We start from the raw sequence: 22,672 nt of genomic DNA, 5'->3' as shown, positions 1-22,672 counted from the left end.
CCAGGAGTCGGAGACAAGATTGCGGCAACAATTTTGTCCGAAATCGGGGGAATTGATCGATTTCATCATCCGAAAAAGTTAGTTGCTTTTTCGGGGGTTGACCCCAGGGTTCATGAATCAGGAAAATTCAAAGCCACGCAAAATCGCATGACCAAACGCGGTTCCAGTAAACTGCGTCAAGCCTTGTATACCGCTGTTTTATGTGGTTTGCGTAAATCACGAAATACGAGACTTATCGCTTTTTATCAAAGCAATCGAGAAGAAGGCAAACCGCATAAAGTCGTAATGGGGGCGTGCATGAACAAGCTGATTCATTGGATCTTTTACATGCTTAAGCGAAAAGAAGCTTTTGTAGAAGCTTAGGAACAATACGAACGAATATTCTTTATTGCCTTCCGATTGGGAAGGCTATTTGTCGTTGTGAATTTATTGTATCATGTTCTTAGAAACTTTTTTAGTCTCAGGGGTTGACTTCTTGTTAGCTGGGATTGTTGAAGAAGGTACTCATACTTAACTATAAGGGATGCGATATGTTTGGTTGCAATGAAAGAATTTTTATCGAGTTTTTTGTTTATAGTTAGTTGGTTTATATTTGCAGTGAGTGCCTATTTGCTTTATTGGACAATTATAATGCCAATACTTGCTATCGTACCTTTTCTAATTTCTTTAGGTTCTGGTTTTCTATGTTTTTATGTATCAAGAAAGTTGGATGGCAGAAGGAAAAGTCATTAGTTTCCGTTATCGGGCGCACTAATCGAATAAGTGCGTCCTTCTTAATACGAGGGGCCATTTTGTTGAATATGCAGGATTTTAAGCTAAGGGATAGAAGTATATAACGAATAAAATGAGAAAGGAGTATATTATATGAGCACAGAGAATAGCACATATCTTCCAAAAATTGTTACACGAGATGAATGGCTAGCTGTTCGTCAGAATTTGCTAACAAAGGAGAAGGAGATGACTCGTGCGCGGGATGAATTGAGTGCCGAGCGTCGTAGGATGCCAATGGTTGAAATTGATAAGAGTTATATCTTTGAAGGACCAGAAGGCAAAGTTGGTTTACTTGATTTATTTAGGGATTGCCGCCAGCTTATTGTCTATCACTTTATGTTTGATCCGAGTTGGGATGAGGGTTGCGAGGGCTGTTCCATGATAGTTGACAGCATGGGACACCTTTCTCACTTGTATGCTCGTGATACTTCTTTGGTTTTGGTGTCACAAGCGCCGTTGAACAAGATAGAACCCTTTAAAGAACGTATGGGCTGGTATATGCCGTGGTATTCCTCTTTCGACAGTGATTTTAATTATGATTTTGAGGCTACATCGGAGAGTGGAGTTCAGCGTCAGCATCAGGGATTGAGTGTATTCCTCCGTGACGCTGATCGCATCTTTCATACGTATTCTACGTATTCACGAGGTCTCGATACGCTCTTTAGTAATTTTAACTACCTTGACCTGACACCACTAGGTCGACAGGAAACTTGGGAAAACTCGCCTGAAGGTTGCCCGCAATCTCCCCCGTATGAGTGGTGGCGTTTACATGACGCTTACGATCACCCTGAAGATTCAGGTTCATGCTGTCATTTGAAAAGGTGACCACGCGTAATTATCAGTAATTGTGGTATAGTGCAACAATCGGGCGCTTATCAGGAACAAGAGTGCCGTCCCTATTGGCTTGGCCATATTGTTGTAGAAAGGAAAGGGTAACTTATGGAGATAATTTTAATATTTGTAGCCGGAGTAATTGTTTTAATTATAGCTGTAATTGCAATTCTTAAAAGCGTAACACACAGGATAAAAACTCCAAATGATAATTTAAAAGAAGAGATTTCAAATCTGGAAAAAAGGGTCAAAGACCTTGAGAATAAAGAAAGATAATAATTTACCTTTGTTCCAGGAAAGGGCGCCTATCTGGAATAAAGGGGTGCTCGTCTTTTGTTTGTAAGCCACTATCAATATAAAAGAAAGTTAGCATCAAATAAAGGAAAGTTTATTCATTTGTCGAACTCTTTTTAAAGAACAAACTTAAAAGGAGTTGGTATCTGTATGAATAGAATTAATCTCATTACTTTAGGTGTTAAAGATATTGGAAAATCGCTGAAATTTTACCGCGACATCGGTTTTGAAGCGTCGGTCACAGGGATGAGGAAAAACCTGTTATTGTGTTCTTTAAAAATGAAGGATCAAAGTTAGAGTTATTTCCAATTGAAGAATTAGCAAAGGATATCAAAGGATATCAAAGGATATCAATGAAGAAAATCCTCCCGAGTTATCAAAAGGGGGTTTCTCCGGTATCACGCTTGCTTATAATGCGAAATCTGAAAATGAGGTTGATGATATTCTTCAATCAGTAAAAGAAGTCGGCGCCAAGGTTGTTAAGGTGCCGAAGAAATTGTCATGGGGAGGATATGGAGGATATTTCATTGACCCTGATGGTTATTATTGGGAGGTTGCTTATGGCTCTAACTGGGAATTTGATGACTCAAATATGTTGATCATTAAAGATTAGATATAAATACAACTTTATCTAATCGGTAGTGAGTGGCAGCTACGTTCAACAACGAATATTGGTCTTCAACTAAAGGGCGCTTTAATGGAATAAAGAAGCGCTCTTTCTATATTGGAGTAAAGGTAGCATCCAATGATTTTGGTGCCCCCCCGCCTTTCGGAAACCAATAAACTTACCTAAATAATTAAAAGGGGCTGGGACAAACCCTTTTAAAACGAATAAACCGCATGAAATCGAATTTAAAAACCTTGATTTCATGCGGTTTTACTTTTTGTGATTTGTACCAAATCAATTAGTTTTCGACTTATGTCCCAGCCACCAAAACATAGTATTGATATTCTCCATTTACAATTGACGATCTTCCCGAGCCGGACACAGCAACAAAAATCGTAATTTTTCCTTTAGGAATTTGCACGGTTATACTTTTCAGGTTGTTTTCTTGAGTGCCGCGGATTTCGATATATGGCTGGTGTATACTTTCTCCATTGTTTACGCCCCAGGTTGCCATATTTATTGTTTTGTTCCTATATCACTTCACTCTTATCATAGTTGATTCGTAGCCGCCACCACCTGGGTAGACCCATCGACCTGTGTTGGAGTTGCCGTCTTCGCTGAATGTACCTTTGAAGTAGGCAGGTGAGCCCTTTTCGCCGCCCCAGATGGTTAGCGTATCGCCGTTCATTTCGTAGACGTAGTCGAAGGTATTCCCCATATTGTCGTAGAAGCGAGATTTAATGTCTTTGCCTGGGTCTTCGCCGAATGGTCGTAAGTGGCCGATAATCTCCATTCCCTTTATTTCCATACCGTGTTGGATCAAAAAGAATCCACCTTCCATCCATTCATATATTATGGTTCCTTCAGCTCCGTCACCGACTTCCCAGGTACCTACCAAGCGGTTCAGGGCTTTGAGGTCAGGATTGGGGCTAGGCAACTCCCATTCTTGTGCTTTAGCATTTTCATCAGACATATACATTCTCCTTTCAATTTTTTAGGCTCCTCTTATTTCTTCTTACAAATCTTATTAACATATTACCCATCCGTTCAACTCAACGGTATTTTTGAAACCTTCGATCATGCATTTAAGCCTTCGTTACGAGTTCTTCCAATTGATCCCAAGTTTCTTTAGCACCTTCTTCCATACCGGACTGTATCGTTCCATCAAGATCTTCTACACTTTCAAAAGTTGTTCTGGATGTACATTTGGTTTTACCGTCTTTCGTTTCTTCAAATGTTATCGTTTCTGTTGAAATGTGTCCGGCCATGAGTTCAAATTCAGAAGTGTAGACGAGATGCTCATTTGGCACAATCTTTTTATACACACCATTGAAGGCGTATTCGTTGCCCTCACTGTCTTTTTCAATATAGCGCCATTCACCCCCCACGCGTACATCCATTTTGTCGACGAGGGTAGTGCTGCTTCGCTGCCCCCACCAATGTGGAATCTGATCTGGTTCTGTCCACGCTTTCCATACCTTCTCTCGCGGAGCGTCTAAGACCCTTGACATGGTAAATGCTAACTCTTCACGATTGATGACTAAATTGTTCTTACTCATCATTGTCCTCCTCAAAAATGATTATTTTAAGTTTGATACTTGCAAGCTCGTTTAAACGATCTCATTGTTTATTGTTCTCATAGCATCCCTCCATTGTTATAAAAATTTTTTGCAGAACTACTGCTTGTCGTCATGATTCACGTCCTTTCTTTGCAAGTCCTGCAAGTAGTCTTCCAACCGGTCAAATCTCTCGTCCCAGACACGGCGGTAGGAATCCAACCAGGCATCAAGCTCTTTAAACGGCTCCTTCCGCAGCTTATAGACCCGTCTATTGGTGATCGGCTGTACTTCAACAAGCCCGGCTTCTTTAAGTACCTTTAGATGTTTGGAAGCTTGCGGCTGGCGTATTCCAAGTTGATCAGCTATTTCCCCAACTGTAAGAGGGCTGTTACGCAAGAGTTCGACAATGCGGAGCCGATTTGGCTCAGAAAGTGCACTAAATGTTTTCATATTATTAATATACCTTAATAGGAATATTCCTGTAAAGGAATAATATGAAATTTTTTTATAAAATAAGCTAAGGAAATTAGAGGGAGGAAGATTACCCATTAGTTATCAGAGAGGCCAGCAAGCGAGGCGCGGTAGGGGTGGAAGGGGTATTCAACATTTTATGTGTCCAATTTCTTGACATAGATCCAAGGAAGGGGTGGATAGTATTACGGACGGGATCAGTGTCCCACGGGTGCAGACGTCCTCCCCCGACTTCCTCAAGTATATGAAACCTATAAAAAATAGGCCAACCAGTTCAATTGACCGGCTGACCAAATAATACGATAGGGTGCAGTTCAGGAATAAAAGACAGCACCCAATTTGCTATTGTAGGGCTAGTTAATTGAAAAAGAAGGGTTTTTAAGCAATCGAGAAGAATTCTTATGTAGGTTTTTGTGATAGGCTTAAAAAAATTAGAAAGGAGATTGTGTATGAAAACAGAAAATAATATACAATTGCCAAGCATCGTGTCCCGAGATGAGTGGCTTGTGGCTCGAAAGGAATTACTAGCCAAAGAAAAGGAAGCCACCCGTGCGCGTGATGCGCTGAACGCTGAGCGCCGTCGTCTCCCAATGGTCGAGATTGATAAGGATTACGTTTTCGAAGGACCAGATGGCAAGGCCAGACTGCTTAATCTGTTCGACGGTCGTCGCCAGCTCTTTGTCCGCCACTTTATGTTTGATCCAAGTTGGGACAATGGTTGTCCGAGTTGCTCAGCAGCAGCCGACGAGGTGTCTAAGGGTCTTCTTGAACATCTGAACGCTCGTGATACCACGTTCGTGACGATCTCTCGCGCACCACTAGCAAAGATCGAGGCATACAAGGAGAAAAAGGGCTGGAATTTCCCTTGGTACTCTTCATACGGTAGCGACTTTAATTATGATTTCCACGTCACGTTGGACGAATCTATCGTCCCTATAGAGTACAACTACCGGACCAAGGCGGAACTTGAACAGGCAGGTATACACGTAGGGGATGAACAACCGACCGAATTGCCTGGCCATAGTTGTTTCCTGCGCGACGGTGATCGCGTCTTCCACACTTACTCTATGTACGCTCGTGGGGCCGAGGTGCTTGGAGGTTCGTACTACTTCCTTGACCTTACAGCACTCGGACGGCAGGAAGCCTGGGAGGAACCAAAGAGTCGTGCGATTTCCCCACGTAGCGCGAATCCCAATTTCTTGGATTGAAACATAAGTAGAAGATTCATTAAAGAGAAATATAGTGTTCTTTCAACAATACCAGCTAATATTAGGGCTCTAAAATAAATGTTGGGGTGACAGTAATTTTCTGATACCTTATCAGGACATAAGAAAACACGCAATCTCCTAGTTTTGTTAGACTGAGTTTAGACCAATAAACCAACCACAAAAAGGAGATGCGTGTAATTGAATTCTAACATTTCTTTACCAGGATTAGAAGCGTGTATCATTACAGAGTCGTTTAATAGCGAGGGTACTATCAACTTCATGTGAAATTGGAGCGGAAACCCCATTCTTGTCCACGTTGTGGCCAATGGACGGATCAAGTTCATGACTATAGACCACAGAAGATTAAACATACGCAAATCTTCAGTAGAAGGACAAAACTTATTTATCGAAAACGTCGATATGTTTGTGGCGACTGTAAGAAACGATTCTATGAAGATAATTCAATTGTTGAGCGCTATCAAAGGCAATAAAAGGGGTATTGGATTTTTGCAATACCCTAAAACGACGACAAATCCCTTGAAATCAGTCTGTTTGAAACTTCACATGATGGCGTCCTTTCTCATTCTATTAGTATACAATCTATGATATTAAAACCCTTTCTAAAAAGGAAGACGTAATACTGTTAAAACCACTTAACTATATAACTTAACTGTAACATTTATGAAAAAAGGGGGCTCACTCAAGTGTTCATTTTTATTTAGCAAAACTGTCTACTTTAGTTTAGCAGTTACGACTTTTTTATTCGCGCCATATACCGAACTGTATGACACATAGATTAAATACTCAACCGGATTGTGACGGCAAGCTTCCAGGATATTATAGAAACAGATAAGATTTCTCTGGATATAGACATCCGGATTTTCATCGAATAGCGGACACCGGCTTGTGCAGCTAGATTTACTACGATATCAGGGTAATATTCTTCAACACTTCCATGATTTTTGCTTTATCCGAAATATCACCCTTTATAAAGATGAATGAGACGGCTACAGTTGATCAAGGTGTCTTTGTTTTAGATTTATGTCATAGTAATCGTTGTGATTGTCGATGCCGATTGGCATGTAGCATTTACCCAATAGTTTTTTTGGATAAATAGAAACCAATGAACCCAGCGGCACCTGAAATAGGTCTTGGTTGAGTTTAGTGAGTTGTTGTTCATATAATTTGACTCCCTTACTTGATTATAAAGATACACCCATAAGTGAAAATCCTTATTGACTAATACAAAATTCGTTTGGGAAAAGTTCAGATCGGGGTATTTCTATCCATGTGCAATAATCAAATGAACCGGACGTGTTCTGCCCCAGGACGTATCTCGGCTGGCATTTATTACTCGAAAATTATTCGATAAAATCCGGGAAGTGACATTAGTATGTACCCCTTATACTGGACATGAAAATAATCGGCGTTCGTAAAAGCTTCCTCGCTGTTTTACCAACACCCCTAAGTACCCCACCACAATCCCTTATAATATTCACAGATCCCTCAATCAGACTTCTTCTGAAAATAATCCAATGTAAGTTCCAAAAATTTCTCAGCCGGTCTCGAGAGTACTTTGTCATTTCGATGAATATAGTATAGGTTACGTGTCAATTTAAGATTTTCGATTGGCTTCATTGCTAATTTTTCAGTTTTGAATTCACGTATAACTGACAATCGTGGCAAAATTGATATGCCAAGATTTTGCTCCACAGTGCGTTTAATTGTTTCAATGTTGTTTAATATCATTGTTCCTGCAGTCTTGATACCTGCTTCTCCCAAGCGTTTTTCGATTATCGTTCTTAATGCCGACGATTTGTCTGATTTTATAAACGTATTTCTTTTGAGATCATCAATCGTAAAAAACTCTTGTTCAGCGGACGGATGAGTTGGTGAACAGATAACCATCAATTCATCCTCAAAGAATGGTTTACATACCAATTGCGAGTAACTAAGAGCCTCCTCAAGTTCTCCTATAATTCCTAACTCATGATTATTTAAAATAACCTCTTTCATGATAATATGCGAGAAGGCTACCGTCACTTGAACGTCAAGTGTTGGATATTTCTCCTTATAGGCACCGAGTAGTTCTGGAAGCACGTAGCTCCCAAAATATGAGCCTGCTGCCACAGACAAAGTGCCCATGTTGAGCTGTTTAAATTGCTGAATTATAGTGCTTACCTCGTCATACTTCGAGCAAATCTCACTTGCATAGTCATAAAAAATTTTACCTTCCTTTGTTAAACCCATCGTTTTTTTAGTCCGATCAAATAATTTAGTCCCTAAATGATCTTCCAGTGATTTGATCTTCATACTAATGGTTGACTGGGAGGAATAAAGGTTCTCAGCAGCTTTTGTAATATTCCTTTCGCAAGCAACTTCAAGAAAAGTTTTCATTTTATCGATCATGTTACACCTCTATTATCAATTTTTTTGATGTTATAAACAAAATAATCATATTGATTTATGCAAGGATAGCATTTATAGTAGTTGGTAATCAACAAATATTTTCAACTTTTCCCACAAATATTATCTAGGAGGTTTTTAAGATGCGTAAATTTATGTACATGAGTCTTTTTACGGCGGTCATATTGGTTCTCCTTAGTGCTTGTAATCAGGCTTCAAATGAAAGCGCTTCAGCAGAAAGTTGGCCCGAAGACCCTATCACCATGGTTGTACCAACTGGGGAAGGTGGAAGTAATGACCGACAAGCGAGGGCTGTAGCTCCTTATCTTGAAGAGTATTTAGGGGTACCTGTTACGGTAGAAAATCGTCCAGGTGCAGCGACAATCCAAGGTACCACAAGTTATTTGAATGAAGAAGATGATGGTTCGTTTCTGTTTTATCCATTACAATACCATTTCTCTGGTGGAATTGCCCGAGGTGGAGAATATAGTGTTGATGACTTTGCTGTTGCAGGGGTCACTCACCAAGCGCCTATAGCCTTATGGGTTCATGCTGATTCTCCATATCAGACGGCGGAAGATTTAATAGCAGCATTACAAGAGGATGCGGAGAATATGTCTTTCGGATTTCAACCGGGTTCTGCCTCTCATGTTGCCGGGCTCGTAATGCAAGAAGTACTTGGTCTTGAGTTTCGTGAAGTCCCTTACGATGGAGGTGGTGATCAACGTGCGGCTCTCCTCGGTGGAAATATTGATTTTATGACCACAGATTTTGAGGGGACTCTGGCAGCAGTTGGTGAAGATGCGCGGCCGTTGCTCTTGTTTGCTGATCAACCTCATCCTCTAGACGAATCAGTTCCATTAGCAAAAGATGTGTTACAAGAATTCACCGATGAAGAGTTTGTAGGTACTGTGCAGAATTTCAGATTTCTAGCGGCACATGCCAGCTTTAAAGAAAACTATCCAGAACGGTTTGAAACATTGCGTACTGCATTAGAGGATGTATACGCTGATGAAGAGTTTCAGCAATGGGTAAGCGAATCGGAGTTCGAAATGGAATTATTGGATATCGAACCATCTACAGAAATGGTTCAGCAAGCAGATGAAGTAATTAAGTCCTATGGGGATCAACTGATTGAATAAAATTGAACCCCGACCTTTACACGGTATTATGACTATTACGTGTTTATCTGGAGGGCAAAAAAATGAAGTATTTAGGCAACATTATATTCGTCATCTTTTTAGTAGGCTTTGGAATTGTCTACTATCTTGAAGTACTGGCACAGGCACGTGATTTTGAACATCACGCGATGATCTCCATTATATTTGCAGTCCTTGTCCTCCTGGCTATGCTTTCAGTGATTTCTGATGTACGAAGCTGGTTAAAGGAAAGCGAGAAGATCAACATTTCCTGGTCTAATTTTAAAAAACCTCTCGTGTTCTTGATCTTAATGTCCGGTTATTTAGCAGCGGTAAACATTCTAGGCTTTTTCACAGCTTCGTTTATCTTCTTTATCATTACAGCCTTTTGGCTGGGAGCGCGCAATTGGAAAGAGCTTATACTTGTGCCAGCTGTTATTCTGACTTTAACTTATTGGCTATTTGTTGTCTTTTTAAACCAGCGCGTTATAAGCGGAATATTTATATGAGGAGGATGGTCCAATGATTCAAGCAGAAGCTTTTATTGACGGTGTAGCAATGCTAATGGACTGGCGTATTTTCTTATTTATCTTCCTCGGTATCGCGTACGGTATCATTATGGGGTCGATTCCCGGAATTTCGGCTACTCTCGCCATTGGCTTGATGCTCGCCCCTTCCATGTTTATGAGCCCAATTGAGGCAATTGTGTTTTTATCCTCAGTTTATACGAGTGCTGTGTACGCGGGTGGGATTACAGCTGCTACATTTAATATACCGGGAGCTCCGGGTGCTGTCGCAACCACATTTGATGGCTACCCGCTAACAAAAGAAGGAAAAGGTAACTATGTACTTGGAATTAGTTTAATCAGCAGCCTTCTTGGGGTTCTCATATCTTATTTAGTCATCCTGTTTTTTATGGAACCCCTAGGCCGATTTGTTTTGCAGTTTGGTCCGCCTGAACTATTGATGATTGTTCTTATAGCATTGAGCATAATCGGTTTGGTTGAAGGGACATTTTTGAAAAGTTTGCTAGCTGGTGTGTTTGGCTTGTTAATTGGAACCATTGGGGCAGGTCCTTTGGGAGCACCACGAGGAACGTTTGGCTTCCATCAACTGTACGATGGCATCCCCCTTGTCCCGGCAGTTATCGGGTTGTTTGCTATCTCTGAGTTATTTTATATTATACGTCAAAAAACGCTGGTGTCTAACCCTCACTCTGATCTTCCATCAGCCAAAGGCGCAATTCATTACCTTAAGGAAATTGTGTCTGGTATCCGAGAGGGACTGCGTCATGCCTATGTGACTTTAAAATCAGGAATAATCGGTGTCAGCATTGGTTTATTGCCGGCAGCTGGCAGTTCAATTGCTTCGCTGATTAGCTATAGCCAGATCAAAGAAAGTGTCAAAGATTCATCAAAATTTGGAAAAGGTGATTCACGAGGAGTTGTCGCGTCTGAAACGGCAAATAATGCTTCTGAAGCAGGCGCAATGGCAACAACATTAGCGTTTGGCATTCCAGGTGGGGGCGCAGCTGCTGTATTGTTATCTGCCTTTTTAATGCATGGTATGATACCCGGCCCTTACTTGGTTAGAGATTCCATGGATATTGTTTATGCGTTTATTTTGTCTAACTTTCTGCAAGCCATCGTATTGCTTTTTGTGGGTATTATATTTATCTATTATTTTGCTCGAGTGGTTTATGTGCCGCTCCGCTTGCTAATACCCGCAATTGTTATTATGACTGTTATCGGTACGTATTCGGTGATTGGCTCAATGTCCTATCCAATTATTGCATTGGTTCTCGGGGTTCTTGGCTATGTGCTACGGCAATTAAATTACCCTATCGTTTCCGTCGTGCTGGGCTTAATTCTAGGCAGCATGGTAGAATCCGAGTTTTTCAAAATGTACCGTATGTACAGTGGAAACTGGGGAGATGTTTTTACCCGCCCAATCTTTATTGTACTGCTTGTGTCAGTTATAGCAATTTGGGTTTATATTCTAATCAAAAAAGTCAAAGGAGACAGAAATAATGCCAGTGCATAATAATCATCATCAGGAATTAACTATCGATGAATATGTTCAAAAAGGTTGCGAATTACTAAAATCTGTATCAGTTAGTCATAAGGATGCAACAACAATGATGGATGCTTTACTCGATGCAGATCTAAGAGGTGTACACACACATGGGCTCTTCCGATTGCCCCGGTATGTTGAACAACTTAAGGCGGAAAGCATTAATCCGCTTCCAAACATAAATATGGTCCATTCCAATCCATGGCTGGAGGTATTAGACGGAGATCATGGTCCAGGAGCTGTTGTTGCAGATGAAGCAATGCATAGAGCACTTAAAAAAAGCAACGATTACGGAATAGGAGTTACGGCTGTACACAATGGGAACCATTTTGGCATGGCCGCCTACTATGCAGAAATGGCCTCCCAGGAAGGGAAAATCGGCATAGTAATGACAAACAGTTCACCTGCGATTGCGCCGACAGGAAGTATTAAACGTTTGATTGGCAACAACCCATGGTCAGTTTCTGTACCAAATCCTGACAATCAACCAGTAACTCTGGATATCGCCAATAGTATTGTATCCAAAGGGAGATTGCGCGTTGCCCGGGACCAGGGAGAAACCATTCCATTAGGATGGGCTTTGGATGCTGACGGAAAACCGACAGATGACCCGCAAAAAGCATTAGAAGGTATTGTTTTACCAATTGGTGATTATAAAGGATATGGTATTGCCCTAATGGTAGAAATCTTAGCTGGCGTTTTAACTGGAGCTGACTTTAGTGAGCGGATGGTGGATCACGATGCAGATGAGAAACGAAATGTTGGACATCTATTTATCGCTGTAGAGACTGATAGTTTTATGAATAAGGAAGAATACAAAAAGCGGATCAATGAACTTGTTCAATCAATTAAACAAGCACCTGTAATCCCTGGTCAAAATGTTTATCTACCAGGTGAAATAGAGTGGCAAAGAAAACAGCAGCAATTATCCGAAAAAATTAATATCCCGGAAAAAACACTGCAGGAATTTTGGGATCTATGCGAGAAACATAATATCTCGTAAAAACAATAAAGAAAAATTTCAGGAGGTGCTCAACATGCACGAAGTACGCGCTGTTTCAACTTCGGGGATTCTTGGTTACGGATTCCCCGAAGAATCATTAAATAGTTGCATGGAAAAAAAGCCACACTTTATTGCCTGTGACGCCGGTTCGACAGATGCTGGTCCATATTATTTAGGTAGTGAAGAGTCATTTGTGTCTCGTGAAGCTGTTAAAAGGGATCTTCGTCTTATGATTAATGCGGGGAAAGAACATAACGTACCGGTTATCGTTGGTTCGGCTGGGGGATCCGGATGTAACAAAGGTGTAGATGACTTCCGGCATATTATCAGTAATATTGTTAGAGAAAATGATTACTCTTTTAAAGTCGCATGGATTTATAGTGAGCCCAATCGTCCAGATTTAATAGAAAAATGTATAGCCGGCAAGATACATCCAATCGGTTCTTCTGAGAATCTATCTTCTGAAACATTACAATCCTTGCACCGAGTTGTCGGGATGATGGGACCTGAGCCTATTATTAAGGCTTTGGAGCAAAGAGCCGATGTTATTGTAACCGGTCGGGCGACAGATGCTTCTGTGTTTGCTGCTTATCCTTTATGGCAAGGAGTCAATCCGGATACAGCTTGGCATTCAGCCAAAATTATTGAATGCGGCGCTGCAACAGCACACCCTAAAAGCCACGATTGCATTATGACCTATATTCGAAATGAGAACTTTACAATTGAGACACCTAATCCGGATAAGACATTACCTTGGAAAAATGTTGCTGCACATAATATGTACGAAAATGTCAGTCCTTTTCATTTATATGAGCCTGGCGGAATCCTTGATACGAGTAATGCACAATATCTTCAAGTAAATGAAAGAAAAGTTAAGGTAACCGGCTCCAAGTTCATCACTAATAATCCTTATACAGTCAAATTAGAAGGCGTTGAAAAAATTGGTTATCGATCAATTTGCCTGGCAGGAATTCGTGACCCTATATTAATCAATCGGATCGATGACTACCAAACATTCATCGAACAGGAATTAGAACGAAAAATAAAATCAATTGACCCGACAATTCATTCCGACGATTATAAATTGACCATCCATCGTTATGGATTAGACGGTGTTTTGGGGCCTCTTGAGTTTGCCCCAAGAAAACCTCATGAAATTGCCTTGCTTTTGGACTTAATTGCAGATTCCCCGGAGCGTTCTAAAGCATTTCTTGCTGCTGCTCGAACCCTGGTTTTGCATAGTCACTTTGAAGGCAGGCTAACTATTTCCGGCAATGTTGCATTCCCCTTTTCTCCACCGGATATCTATGTCGGTGAAGTTTATCGATTCAGCTTAAACCACGTAGTTGAACTCGATGATCCTTTAGAATTATTTGAAGTTCAAGTCGAGGAGGTTGGAGTCGTTCATGACTAAACTAAAAGATGTAGCATATGTACTTCGAAGTAAAAACGCAGGTCCTTTTTATATAACAATTGATGTCATTTTCAATGATGAAACAATCTATGAAAAAGTGTTAAAAAGCACGTTATTTTCAAGAGAAAAAATCGCTGATATTTATCAATGTGATTTGAACGAAGTAGACATATTCCCATATGAGCAAGCTCAATCGATCAAAGTTAGTTTCCCACGAAAATCGATATCGGGTGACATCGATGATACGGATCTTTTTGGTGCACAACACCATGTACCTTTGATGGAACAACAAATTGGTTTGAGCGAGTATGATCAGGAGAGTAATGGTTGGAATGGTAAAGGGGCCTGGGAAGGGATTCAGACAACGAGCGTGTCTGATGCCCTTCAAGGATTAACAAATTTGGACAGCGCTATTAAGCCTATCACAGATGATTTATTTGTCATCGGACCAGCCTATCCAGTGCGTGTACGGGCAGCTGATAATTTGCTCGTTCTTAAGGCCATTGAAGAAGCAAATCCGGGGGATGTTCTGATTATAGATGGCAAAGGCTATGAACAAAATGCAATATGCGGAGATTTTGTAATCGGATTAGCAAAAACGATGGGGCTTGCTGGTGTAGTTATTGACGGTGTTGTGAGAGATATACAAGGCATTCAGTCGTTGAATTATCCAGTATTTTGTCGCGGGACAACCGTGGCAGCTAGTGACAAACATGGCACTGGCGAAACAGGTGAACCGATATCTTGTGGAGGTGTACCAATCCATCCTGGAGATTTAATTCTTGGTGATACAGATGGTGTCACTGTTATTCCTAAGGAACGAGAAAACGAAACACTAGATAAGGCTCTCGAAAAGCAGGAACGAGATGAAGTAAGAGAAAGAGATGTAATAGGAAATACCGAAGCAGCTCACGCATATATTCGTAATCAATTAGTAAAGGCAGGTAGAGCATAGCGTGAAAACAGTTATCCTTGATGATTGGGAAAAATATATGACAAACCATCCCTCATTGGAACGCTTGCAGGCTTTTTCAAATGTCGCCGTATACACAGATAAACCATCCTTTGATGAACTTGTAGATCGATTGCATGATGTTGATGCGGTGCTTCCAATACGTGAAAGAACACAGTTTAACAAAGAGTTGATCGAATGCCTGCCGGATCTGAAGTTAATCGCTCAGACAGGTACGGGTGTGGCTCACCTGGATATGGAAGCCTTAAATCAAGCCGGTATTCCGGTAGCGAGAACACCTGGGGGGTCAACAGCAGCAGTAACCGAATTGACGTTTGCTTACATGCTTAACCTAATTAAAAAAGTTGCTGAGACAGATCGGGCGATGCGAAATAATGCATGGCCGGAAATCATCGGAACAAACCTTAGGGGGAAATCCCTTGGTATTATTGGATTGGGAAAAATCGGTTGTTCTGTAGCTAAAATGGCCAAGGCTTTTGGAATGAATGTGATGGCGTGGGGTCCAACATTAACGGAACAGCGAGCATCTAAAGAAGGCGTGCAATATACATCTTTACATAATTTGTTAAGGTTATCAGATGCTGTTAGTTTGCATGTGCGCTTAGTTCCTGAAACGACCAATTTGCTGCAAGAGGAACATTTCGCTCTTATGAAACCAAGTGCAGTTTTAATTAATACGTCACGCGGGAGAGTTGTTAAGGAGCAGGCACTCATGCAAGCTCTGCAAAACAAAGAAATAGCTGGAGCAGGATTAGATGTCTTTGAAAAAGAACCACTGCCCGTAGACCATCCTTTTCGATCCATTGATAATACCCTAATTACATCTCATATTGGCTGGAAGACAGAGGAAACATTCAACAACTTCCTGAATGGATCGATTGATAACGTTCATCAATATTTTGTTAAGAATGAGCCGCGAAATATATTTAATAGAGAAGTTCTTGAAGAGTAATCAATATGAAAAAATCTGAGCCCGTCCTCTTTTGAGGCGGGCTTATTACTCTTTTGTTTTATTGGAACCTTCTATTATAATTTCACCATATAGCTGTATTATTTGATATTCTATTAGGAACAATTGGAATGACAAGCACTGGGGCGGTGCGTTGATGAAGATAATTAGTTTTAATAGTCAGTATGTTTTTTGGCCATTGGTGCTTATTCTAAGCTATATATTTAATCATTTTAACGTTCCGGCAGGGTGGCTTTTAGGTGCTTTAGCGGCAGGGATTTTTTATCGTTTAACCATTGGACCTCGAAAAAAGAATAAACATCTATTTCCTATAGCCTTAGGTCTTATTGGGTTGAGCCTTGGGAATATGTTAGAAATCGATGTTCTGTGGGGAGCTGTCCATACGTTTGGATTTGCTATTTTGTTTGGAGTGATTGCTACACTTGGAAGTGGGCTATTACTTGGATATATTCTTTATAAAAGAACAAATTTAGATTTGAAAACAGCGATATTTTCATTTATTCCAGGTGGTGCTTCTGAAGTATTAGGTCTTGCAGATACCAATGGTGCAGACATTCGTATTGTAGCAGCATTTCACTCTGCAAGAATGATTTTATTGTTACTTTTATTCCCCTTTTTGTAGGTGCGGGGATCAGTCGATCAACTTCAACATCAATTATGGAAGATCTGCCTAAAATTCAGGAGTCGTTTATCTCCTTATTAATAATAATATTAATTTCCTTATTTCTTTACCGAATTTTCCCGATGCCTGCTGGAGCACTATTATATTCTACTATTTTAACAGTAATTTGGAACTTTGCAGGTATGATAGAAGTACCTTTGCTGGTTGCGGGGTTCGGACAGGTGTTGATAGGTGCTTCTATAGGTCTCCGGTTCGACCCTGAGTCTCTTAAGGTTTTATGGAACATCAAAAAACTTGGAGTACTCTTACTACTGTCATTTATAGGCTTGAGCTTAGGAATCAGCTTTATATTTTCTATATGGACAAAAGTTGATATATGGAGTTCAATTCTGGAATCGAAAAGCTTTCAACGGCACATTCAAACTTTGAAGCTATAAAGGCGCTCAATAAGAATAATCATGTATATAAATATCCAGAACTAGATAGTAACAATAAATTTAACGATTCTAACTTAGGCTTAGCGTTGCATAAGCTTTACATTGAGGATATCGGATTAATACAAAATCCAAATGAATTTGCCCCTAATTTAACAATTGCAGGTAAACAATTTAAAGAAAATCCAATATCAGCTCATATTTTCAAATTTAAACCGACAGTACCTGAGGATAAAATAGCCAACGGTATAGCTATGACTTTTGACGGCGTTATAATTCAGCCAACGCATCGTCATATTATAGTTATTGACGTTCAATATTATTACTATATAAACAATTTAATTAAAGCAGTTCTAGAAGCAGTAGAAAAAAGATTCCCAAATGAATATAAGTACATTCATGTTATTAAGGTTGATGAGTTAGAAAAATTTCTTAATGATCAAGATTTTACAAAACCTCCAATGAGAGCGAGGCGACCATAATGGTTCAAGAGGATAAATATGGTGGTTTTACCAGGAGTTTATATAACAGTATAAAGGACCAGTTTACTTTGGTATCTAATGATTCAAATTATCATTCCAAATTGCCTAGTGAAGTTGAATTTATAGAATCGGATATAGATACGTACAATTACGGACACCCTATAAATTGGATATTGTACGGGAAAACAGGAATTCATGGTTTCATTATTGGTATTATAACAGGAAAAAATCAAGTTTATGATGATATGAGTGAAAATAATTATTATCCTCCAATTATTACTCAAACACTTTCTTCTATTAGTCCAGAATATAGTTATTCCCAACTTGCAATAGTCTTAGTGAAAGGAAATGTCACCCCTGAAGTTAATACCTGGTTAAAAAACTGGAAAGATGACAACCGTTACTTTAGAAAGATTTTATTAGAGTTACCAGAGGATATGGACATAAAAAATACTGCTGAGAAAGTTGTTAACACCTGTTTTAACCCTTGGTATTCCATTAAAAAAACTAAGAATGGTGAAATCGAATAGCTAACTTGTTTAAGAATGAGGAGGATGTGAATTGAAAAAGTACAGAATTAATAAACTAGATATAGAAGGGTTCCGAATTTATTCTCGAAAGCAATCGCTAAATATCTTTGAAAATTTAACAGTAGTATATGGCAGAAATGGTAGAGGAAAAACTACACTTCAAGATGCGGTGGATTGGCTTTTTAACAATAATATAGCAAGGTACATACCCTATAAGGAAGAATGGAATAGGGCAAGGAATACACATATTAGATCATTAATCAATCCAGACATAGAAACTCAAATAACTGGATACTTTAAAGAAGTATCCAGTAACAAAATACAAAAAATAATAAGAAATGAAGCCGGGGTTTACGATTCTGGTGCACTAATTGATTCACTTTTTGATAGCTCTATAAATAGAGATGACTTATTATGGGCGCATTCGCTTTCTCAAGCAAAACTACAGGAGTTAGCTTTGGCTAATGGAAGAGATAGATTAGAAAATCTAGCCCCCCTTTTAGATAATAAAGTAAAAGAATTGGATGATCAACTCAAAAATGAAAGGTCACAATTTACAGATCTTGAAAACAGATTGAATAAAATAAGTGAAAAAGATCAAACCGGACTCCTAGAAAACTTTAGGTCGAAGATAACAGAAATAGAAAAGACTATGGATACGATCATAACCTTGCCATTAAGACCTAATAATAATATGTCTGTATTGTCAGAAGTAGATGAATGGAGAAAGTGGCTGAAGAATGTTCTCAATAAAATTACTGAGAGAAAGGGAACAGTAAATGGCTTCATAAATCAAATACGTAAGCAGAACATAAATTTGAATTCTGAAAGACAGGAAAATGAAACTGCAAAATCGGTTGAAGAACTCGAAAAGGAATTAAAATTAACCTTACAAAAAGAGTATAATAGAAAAAAGCAAATAGAACAATTAGAGAATAGCCTTAATAATATGGATGAAGAAATTCAAGTACTTAGAACTCTTTTTAGCAAACTCAATGTTGAAAAAGATAACCAAGAACAAATGTTCAAAGAGAAAGAAAGTTAAAATTAAAGGTACAAAATCATCCTAAAATATTTGGGGAAATAGAAATTAAAAAAAGTGAAATGAATCAGATATTAAAACAGAATAACAAAATTAAACACAACTTGAATAAACTCAATACTGACAGAAACGAGATTGAAAAAGCTTATTCAAAATTTATTAGTTATAAAGTGAGTATTGAAGAACACAAAAAGAGAATTGACGAAGTAAAAGAATGGTTAGGTGAAAATTCCGATGAAAATAATAAAAAACTACTTAATACATTGGAAAACAGCTTGGCCGGGTTTGATGACAGATTCCATAATATCTATGAAGAACAAAATAAAATAGAAGAATCTTTCGATGTACTTTCCAAAAATGTGTCAAATAAACAGTGCCCTTTATGTGGAGTGAATCATCTTTCTGAGGAACAATTAATGCAATCTATAAAAAAACAAAAGGAAAGAAGTATACATGCTTTATTAGAGTTAAATAGTGAGTTTACAAAGATAAAAGATAAAATTAAAGAAATAAAAAATTTAACGGTTTTAAGAGAAGATAAAGAAAAGGCTTTAAGAGATTCTGAAAAGATAATAAAAGACATGGAAGAAGAAAATAAATTCTTGAGAACTTTTTTACAGCCTATGCTTAACTATTATAAGATAAAAGCTGAAAATTTAAGTGAGGAGTTGTTTTTAGGATTACTTAGATCTAATGAGTCAAGTGAGGCGGAAGCAAAAAATGTACTCGCTAATATAGAGAAAAAGTAGGAAAACAAAAGAAGAGTACGATTCTCTTCACGAATTAGTCAATTCGGAAAAGGATTTATATGACAATAATGTTAAAAAACGTAATTACATTACAAATCAAATAGATAAAATTAAAAGTAATATTCTAAGTAAAGCAGCAGATTTTGGATATAAAGAAAATCTGAATGAAAATTATATAATGGATTTTTTCATAGACATGAAAAGTAATATTAAATCACAATTACAAGAATTAGAATCAAGTAACTTCTCGGTTGCTATTAAAAAAATTAAGAATGAATTATATAATCACTACGTTCGTCAACAAGAAATTTTACTTAATGCCTTAGCTAGTTTTAACGATGTAGAAGAATTTTTAAATGCTATCGAACAAAGCATTGAATTATTGGATACTAAAGCAGAATTAAGCCAAAAAATTGAAAAGATTAACGCGAATATTGAGAAATTAAAAGAAGACAAGATGAATCAAAGAAAAATTCAAGCGGACGAAACTAATAAAGAAATTGGGAAGATGGCAACTAGAATTTCAACTATATTCGAGATTCTTTCAGATGAGTCACCATGGAAAACTATAATGTCTGATGCAGTTGTACCAAGCCTAAGAGAAAGAACAAATTTAATATTCCGACCAATTCCGCGTAAATTTGAAAATGACTTGGAGCACTATATCGAAAACACCAATTCAAATAGTACATTTGCGTTTAGTGGTGGTCAACTTTCTTTATTAGGCTTATCTATTTTCTTATCACAAGTAGCTAATGAACAATCAATTTCTGATAAAAACAAGTCAAACTTAGATACTATAATTCTAGATGATCCAATTCAGATGTTAGATAGTCTAAGGGATGATGCTTTAGTATCTTTGATTTGTGATATAGCACAAGAAAAACAAGTTATTATTTCCACCAGCGATATTAATTTCGCGAACAAGCTAATATTAGCTAGTAGACCTCTTTGGGAATTTGATAAAGAAAGTTGTGGAGTATTACATTTTGATAGACTTGAAGAAGAAGGACCTGTTGTCAGTGAATATTTACCAGAAAAATGGATTACTGATCAAAGAATATATTTGCCAGAAATAAAGATTGCAAGATAAAGAAATCTTATTAATGTATTACCATTAAGAAATTTGTGCCCCAGGAAGGATTTGTTAACTGGGTGTAGCTTTATTAAGTGCAATTTCTTTTAATGCATCAAGGTAAAGAAATCGTTCAATTCGGGCATTTATCAGGAATAAATTCTCTTCCCAAATTGGGCCATAATTGAAGTAATTGTTGTTAAGTTAAGGGCAGAATACTTAAAAGTGCATAAAGGAGAAAAATATGTCTCTCACTAGTTTATTAAAGGGTTCAGGACCTAATCAAAAAGAGTTTCAAACGATTTTAAGGGAATTTATCCCAAACAAGAAATCATTTCAAACAATCTCTGGCAAAGAAGCATTTTCTAAAACTGATTATGGAGCATTAGTTCCCTACGACCTAGTTAAAAGGGATAATTCTGTAATTATTGGAATAGCTTTTGATTATTTAGCAAGAATCATGCTGGCCCGTACAGTTAAAAAAAACAGGATTGAATCCTACTCAAATTTAACAGCTAAGGGTGGAGTGATGGTCTTATCAAGATACTTTAAAAACCATCATTCTATTGAGGCGAAACTCCAAAAAAAATATAAGAAAAACATTAAAAGATTAAAGGCATTCTGTGACAACAACCGAGATATCAAGGAATTGATTTTAGATGTTTGTTTCTTAGCTAAACTTGAACGCATTTTCCGTTCTGGACTTCCTCCAACTAGCCTTTTAGAAGAGTCGTTTTTTGATGATCCAGAGGATGAAGTCATTAAAGATTTGGAACAACTATGTGATGTGTTTCAAGAAAAGTTCATCCCAACAATCGGACCAATCAGTGAAATCATCTACAATCCTAATTTCGGTGTTTCCTCTGCTTTTGTAGGAGGTGCAGACGGTGATGTGATCATTAATGGAACACTATATGATTTTAAAACTGGAAAAAACCCTGGTTATAACTGGCAAGAGGTTGCTCAAATAGTGGGATATTTTCTACTTAATGAAATCTCTTTGGACATTAACAATGCAGACGAAAATTACTTTATAGATGATTCATTTCAATATTTAAACATTAAGCAAATTGCTTTTTATAGAGCAAGATATGGGGAAGTTGAATATATAGACATATCTTATTTTGATGAAGAACTTATTGAAACAGCTAAAAAGAATCTTGCATCTTATTTTGTTAAGTATTCTAATTTTAGTAAGCCAATGATTGAAAATCTGCATATTTTAAAAGCCTTAGCTAATAAATGAATTTAAAATATCTAATAAACAAAGCCCGGATTCACAGGGGGAGTGTGAAACGATTGAAAATGTGCACAAGGGGCTATTTGGCAAGTTACTTATGGTCGATACATTTGCTCGATTGAGATTTGAGCATGAAGATGACATAGTGATTCCATTTGATGACGTTATGGAAGTGATTATCGATTGACGCTCTATCTTTATAGTTACTTTGACGACCAACAAATGGGGGGAGTTGTAATTTTGAAATGGGGATAACCGAGCAAGCTTCGCCCGGTTACCCTTAAAACTGATGTATGCATACGGATAAAAGTATGTCTGAAATGTACGAATGTAAATGATCAGATGTAAAACCTGGTCATTTATATCCAGCAGTCAATACATAGATTGTTATAACACTGTATGGATTATTTTGCAGTCGATGATCCTTATTAGTTTACACAATCAACTTCTATCATTTTTTCTATCGTAATTTCTATCAACTGATAAAATAAACTGAAATAAATAAATTGAAGTATATGATCAAAATGTGCGTGTTGAAGCATTTTAAAAATAACCAAAAAGGTTGTTACTGGTTTCCGGCACCAGTGCTTCTCATTTTCTTGTAGAAAATTTTAAAAATATATTAGACGAAAGTACAAAAATGTATATTTAATTATTTTTAATTGCTTGAAAAACTTGTGGATAAGCTTATGTAATATACAAGAAATATACAAAAGTATCTTTAAACCCCTGTTTTAAAGTATATACCAATTCTCAAAACGTTAATAGAAACATTGATA

Annotated in this window: 23 protein-coding genes and 3 pseudogenes; 21 read left to right on the top strand and 5 right to left on the bottom strand. The window is 38.0% G+C overall.

All coding sequences use genetic code 11. The features are described from left to right. The 5 genes from BM195_RS17325 to BM195_RS19260 form a co-directional block, all read left to right on the top strand. Window positions 1-363 (top strand): transposase (locus BM195_RS17325; protein ID WP_139224022.1); only part of this gene is annotated, 363 nt, incomplete at its 5' end. Window positions 364-864: 501 nt separating this feature from the next. Next, window positions 865-1,596, top strand: a complete 732-nt coding sequence (locus tag BM195_RS17315; protein ID WP_090241404.1) for a DUF899 domain-containing protein — start codon at window positions 865-867, stop codon at window positions 1,594-1,596. 114 nt (window positions 1,597-1,710) lie between these two features. Continuing rightward, complete coding sequence (locus BM195_RS18410; RefSeq protein ID WP_170848297.1) at window positions 1,711-1,878, top strand: hypothetical protein; 168 nt, start codon at window positions 1,711-1,713, stop codon at window positions 1,876-1,878. A 168-nt stretch (window positions 1,879-2,046) separates the two neighbouring features. Continuing rightward, complete coding sequence (locus BM195_RS19265; RefSeq protein ID WP_425283937.1) at window positions 2,047-2,193, top strand: VOC family protein; 147 nt, start codon at window positions 2,047-2,049, stop codon at window positions 2,191-2,193. A 19-nt stretch (window positions 2,194-2,212) separates the two neighbouring features. After that, window positions 2,213-2,509 (top strand): VOC family protein, encoded by a 297-nt coding sequence (locus BM195_RS19260; RefSeq protein ID WP_425283938.1) that lies wholly within the window; start codon window positions 2,213-2,215, stop codon window positions 2,507-2,509. A gap of 529 nt (window positions 2,510-3,038) precedes the next feature. Here the strand turns inward: BM195_RS19260 and BM195_RS17300 are convergent. The 3 genes from BM195_RS17300 to BM195_RS17290 all read right to left on the bottom strand — a co-directional run bounded on the left by BM195_RS17300 (window position 3,039) and on the right by BM195_RS17290 (window position 4,512). Beyond that, on the bottom strand, window positions 3,039-3,476 hold the full coding sequence (locus BM195_RS17300) for a hypothetical protein (RefSeq protein WP_090241395.1): 438 nt from the start codon (window positions 3,474-3,476) through the stop codon (window positions 3,039-3,041). A gap of 112 nt (window positions 3,477-3,588) precedes the next feature. Next, window positions 3,589-4,062 carry an SRPBCC family protein gene (locus tag BM195_RS17295; protein ID WP_090241393.1) on the bottom strand — a complete coding sequence of 158 codons (474 nt, stop codon included), beginning with the start codon at window positions 4,060-4,062 and terminating at the stop codon, window positions 3,589-3,591. Between the two features lie 117 nt (window positions 4,063-4,179). Then, on the bottom strand, window positions 4,180-4,512 hold the full coding sequence (locus tag BM195_RS17290) for an ArsR/SmtB family transcription factor (RefSeq protein WP_090241390.1): 333 nt from the start codon (window positions 4,510-4,512) through the stop codon (window positions 4,180-4,182). 470 nt (window positions 4,513-4,982) lie between these two features. Here BM195_RS17290 and BM195_RS17285 point away from each other — a divergent pair, with 470 nt between their 5' ends. Together BM195_RS17285 and BM195_RS19255 are read left to right on the top strand one after the other, a co-directional pair. Beyond that, window positions 4,983-5,741, top strand: a complete 759-nt coding sequence (locus BM195_RS17285) for a DUF899 domain-containing protein (protein WP_090241387.1) — start codon at window positions 4,983-4,985, stop codon at window positions 5,739-5,741. Window positions 5,742-5,939: 198 nt separating this feature from the next. Next, window positions 5,940-6,226 (top strand): annotated as a pseudogene (locus BM195_RS19255) (transposase family protein); the annotation flags it as partial. Between the two features lie 267 nt (window positions 6,227-6,493). Here BM195_RS19255 and BM195_RS17275 read toward each other — a convergent pair. Both BM195_RS17275 and BM195_RS17270 read right to left on the bottom strand, forming a co-directional pair. After that, window positions 6,494-6,887 (bottom strand): annotated as a pseudogene (locus tag BM195_RS17275) (GDP-mannose 4,6-dehydratase); the annotation flags it as partial. A gap of 360 nt (window positions 6,888-7,247) precedes the next feature. Continuing rightward, entirely contained in the window at window positions 7,248-8,150 is a 903-nt protein-coding gene (locus tag BM195_RS17270) for a LysR family transcriptional regulator (protein ID WP_090241381.1), read from the bottom strand. Window positions 8,151-8,290: 140 nt separating this feature from the next. Here BM195_RS17270 and BM195_RS17265 point away from each other — a divergent pair, with 140 nt between their 5' ends. From BM195_RS17265 to BM195_RS17195, 14 genes and pseudogenes are all read left to right on the top strand, one after another. Then, window positions 8,291-9,289, top strand: a complete 999-nt coding sequence (locus tag BM195_RS17265) for a Bug family tripartite tricarboxylate transporter substrate binding protein (RefSeq protein WP_090241378.1) — start codon at window positions 8,291-8,293, stop codon at window positions 9,287-9,289. A gap of 62 nt (window positions 9,290-9,351) precedes the next feature. Next, a complete protein-coding gene (locus BM195_RS17260; protein ID WP_090241376.1) occupies window positions 9,352-9,795 on the top strand; it encodes a tripartite tricarboxylate transporter TctB family protein in 444 nt (147 codons plus the stop codon). 13 nt (window positions 9,796-9,808) lie between these two features. Beyond that, the gene (locus BM195_RS17255; RefSeq protein ID WP_090241373.1) at window positions 9,809-11,329 is read left to right on the top strand and encodes a tripartite tricarboxylate transporter permease; all 1,521 of its coding nucleotides are present in this window, start codon (window positions 9,809-9,811) and stop codon (window positions 11,327-11,329) included. After that, complete coding sequence (locus tag BM195_RS17250; RefSeq protein WP_090241371.1) at window positions 11,316-12,362, top strand: Ldh family oxidoreductase; 1,047 nt, start codon at window positions 11,316-11,318, stop codon at window positions 12,360-12,362. The genes BM195_RS17255 and BM195_RS17250 overlap by 14 nt, the downstream gene beginning before the upstream one ends. Before the next feature lie 34 nt (window positions 12,363-12,396). Beyond that, window positions 12,397-13,776: an acyclic terpene utilization AtuA family protein gene (locus BM195_RS17245; protein ID WP_090241369.1), complete on the top strand. Its 1,380-nt coding sequence runs from the start codon at window positions 12,397-12,399 to the stop codon at window positions 13,774-13,776. Then, on the top strand, window positions 13,769-14,731 hold the full coding sequence (locus BM195_RS19035; protein ID WP_170848296.1) for a DUF4387 family protein: 963 nt from the start codon (window positions 13,769-13,771) through the stop codon (window positions 14,729-14,731). The genes BM195_RS17245 and BM195_RS19035 overlap by 8 nt, the downstream gene beginning before the upstream one ends. Before the next feature lies 1 nt (window position 14,732). Beyond that, the gene (locus BM195_RS17235; RefSeq protein ID WP_244535796.1) at window positions 14,733-15,701 is read left to right on the top strand and encodes a D-2-hydroxyacid dehydrogenase family protein; all 969 of its coding nucleotides are present in this window, start codon (window positions 14,733-14,735) and stop codon (window positions 15,699-15,701) included. A 154-nt stretch (window positions 15,702-15,855) separates the two neighbouring features. Further along, window positions 15,856-16,778, top strand: a pseudogene (locus BM195_RS19250) (AbrB family transcriptional regulator). Next, on the top strand, window positions 16,718-17,257 hold the full coding sequence (locus BM195_RS17220) for a hypothetical protein (protein ID WP_090241361.1): 540 nt from the start codon (window positions 16,718-16,720) through the stop codon (window positions 17,255-17,257). Before BM195_RS19250 ends, BM195_RS17220 begins: the two are co-directional and overlap by 61 nt. After that, a complete protein-coding gene (locus BM195_RS17215) occupies window positions 17,257-17,787 on the top strand; it encodes a hypothetical protein (RefSeq protein ID WP_090241358.1) in 531 nt (176 codons plus the stop codon). The genes BM195_RS17220 and BM195_RS17215 overlap by 1 nt, the downstream gene beginning before the upstream one ends. A 31-nt stretch (window positions 17,788-17,818) precedes the next feature. Beyond that, on the top strand, window positions 17,819-18,832 hold the full coding sequence (locus BM195_RS17210) for an AAA family ATPase (protein ID WP_090241355.1): 1,014 nt from the start codon (window positions 17,819-17,821) through the stop codon (window positions 18,830-18,832). A gap of 59 nt (window positions 18,833-18,891) precedes the next feature. Then, a complete protein-coding gene (locus tag BM195_RS17205) occupies window positions 18,892-19,578 on the top strand; it encodes a hypothetical protein (protein WP_090241353.1) in 687 nt (228 codons plus the stop codon). Window positions 19,579-19,774: 196 nt separating this feature from the next. Then, a complete protein-coding gene (locus tag BM195_RS17200; protein ID WP_139224021.1) occupies window positions 19,775-20,671 on the top strand; it encodes a hypothetical protein in 897 nt (298 codons plus the stop codon). A gap of 226 nt (window positions 20,672-20,897) precedes the next feature. Beyond that, complete coding sequence (locus BM195_RS17195; protein WP_090241347.1) at window positions 20,898-21,899, top strand: hypothetical protein; 1,002 nt, start codon at window positions 20,898-20,900, stop codon at window positions 21,897-21,899. Window positions 21,900-22,672 lie beyond the last annotated feature (773 nt).

The sequence above is a fragment of the Lentibacillus halodurans genome (assembly GCF_900112045.1).
Lineage (GTDB): Bacteria > Bacillota > Bacilli > Bacillales > Amphibacillaceae > Lentibacillus > Lentibacillus halodurans.
The sequence above is the reverse complement of the archived record's forward strand: the minus strand, read 5'-3'. Positions and strand labels throughout refer to the sequence as shown.

Excerpts from the sequence above, each read along its gene's own strand:
- BM195_RS17255 (WP_090241373.1), top strand. The coding sequence starts at position 9,809 with ATGATTCAAGCAGAAGCTTTTATTGACGGTGTAGCAATGCTAATGGAC.
- BM195_RS17265 (WP_090241378.1), top strand. The coding sequence starts at position 8,291 with ATGCGTAAATTTATGTACATGAGTCTTTTTACGGCGGTCATATTGGTT.
- BM195_RS17220 (WP_090241361.1), top strand. The coding sequence starts at position 16,718 with ATGGAGTTCAATTCTGGAATCGAAAAGCTTTCAACGGCACATTCAAAC.
- BM195_RS17270 (WP_090241381.1), bottom strand. The coding sequence starts at position 8,150 with ATGATCGATAAAATGAAAACTTTTCTTGAAGTTGCTTGCGAAAGGAAT.
- BM195_RS17285 (WP_090241387.1), top strand. The coding sequence starts at position 4,983 with ATGAAAACAGAAAATAATATACAATTGCCAAGCATCGTGTCCCGAGAT.
- BM195_RS17290 (WP_090241390.1), bottom strand. The coding sequence starts at position 4,512 with ATGAAAACATTTAGTGCACTTTCTGAGCCAAATCGGCTCCGCATTGTC.
- BM195_RS17200 (WP_139224021.1), top strand. The coding sequence starts at position 19,775 with ATGAAAAGTAATATTAAATCACAATTACAAGAATTAGAATCAAGTAAC.
- BM195_RS17300 (WP_090241395.1), bottom strand. The coding sequence starts at position 3,476 with ATGTCTGATGAAAATGCTAAAGCACAAGAATGGGAGTTGCCTAGCCCC.
- BM195_RS17245 (WP_090241369.1), top strand. The coding sequence starts at position 12,397 with ATGCACGAAGTACGCGCTGTTTCAACTTCGGGGATTCTTGGTTACGGA.
- BM195_RS18410 (WP_170848297.1), top strand. The coding sequence starts at position 1,711 with ATGGAGATAATTTTAATATTTGTAGCCGGAGTAATTGTTTTAATTATA.
- BM195_RS17195 (WP_090241347.1), top strand. The coding sequence starts at position 20,898 with ATGTCTCTCACTAGTTTATTAAAGGGTTCAGGACCTAATCAAAAAGAG.
- BM195_RS17315 (WP_090241404.1), top strand. The coding sequence starts at position 865 with ATGAGCACAGAGAATAGCACATATCTTCCAAAAATTGTTACACGAGAT.
- BM195_RS17250 (WP_090241371.1), top strand. The coding sequence starts at position 11,316 with ATGCCAGTGCATAATAATCATCATCAGGAATTAACTATCGATGAATAT.
- BM195_RS19035 (WP_170848296.1), top strand. The coding sequence starts at position 13,769 with ATGACTAAACTAAAAGATGTAGCATATGTACTTCGAAGTAAAAACGCA.
- BM195_RS17295 (WP_090241393.1), bottom strand. The coding sequence starts at position 4,062 with ATGAGTAAGAACAATTTAGTCATCAATCGTGAAGAGTTAGCATTTACC.
- BM195_RS17205 (WP_090241353.1), top strand. The coding sequence starts at position 18,892 with ATGAATCAGATATTAAAACAGAATAACAAAATTAAACACAACTTGAAT.
- BM195_RS17215 (WP_090241358.1), top strand. The coding sequence starts at position 17,257 with ATGGTTCAAGAGGATAAATATGGTGGTTTTACCAGGAGTTTATATAAC.
- BM195_RS17260 (WP_090241376.1), top strand. The coding sequence starts at position 9,352 with ATGAAGTATTTAGGCAACATTATATTCGTCATCTTTTTAGTAGGCTTT.
- BM195_RS19265 (WP_425283937.1), top strand. The coding sequence starts at position 2,047 with ATGAATAGAATTAATCTCATTACTTTAGGTGTTAAAGATATTGGAAAA.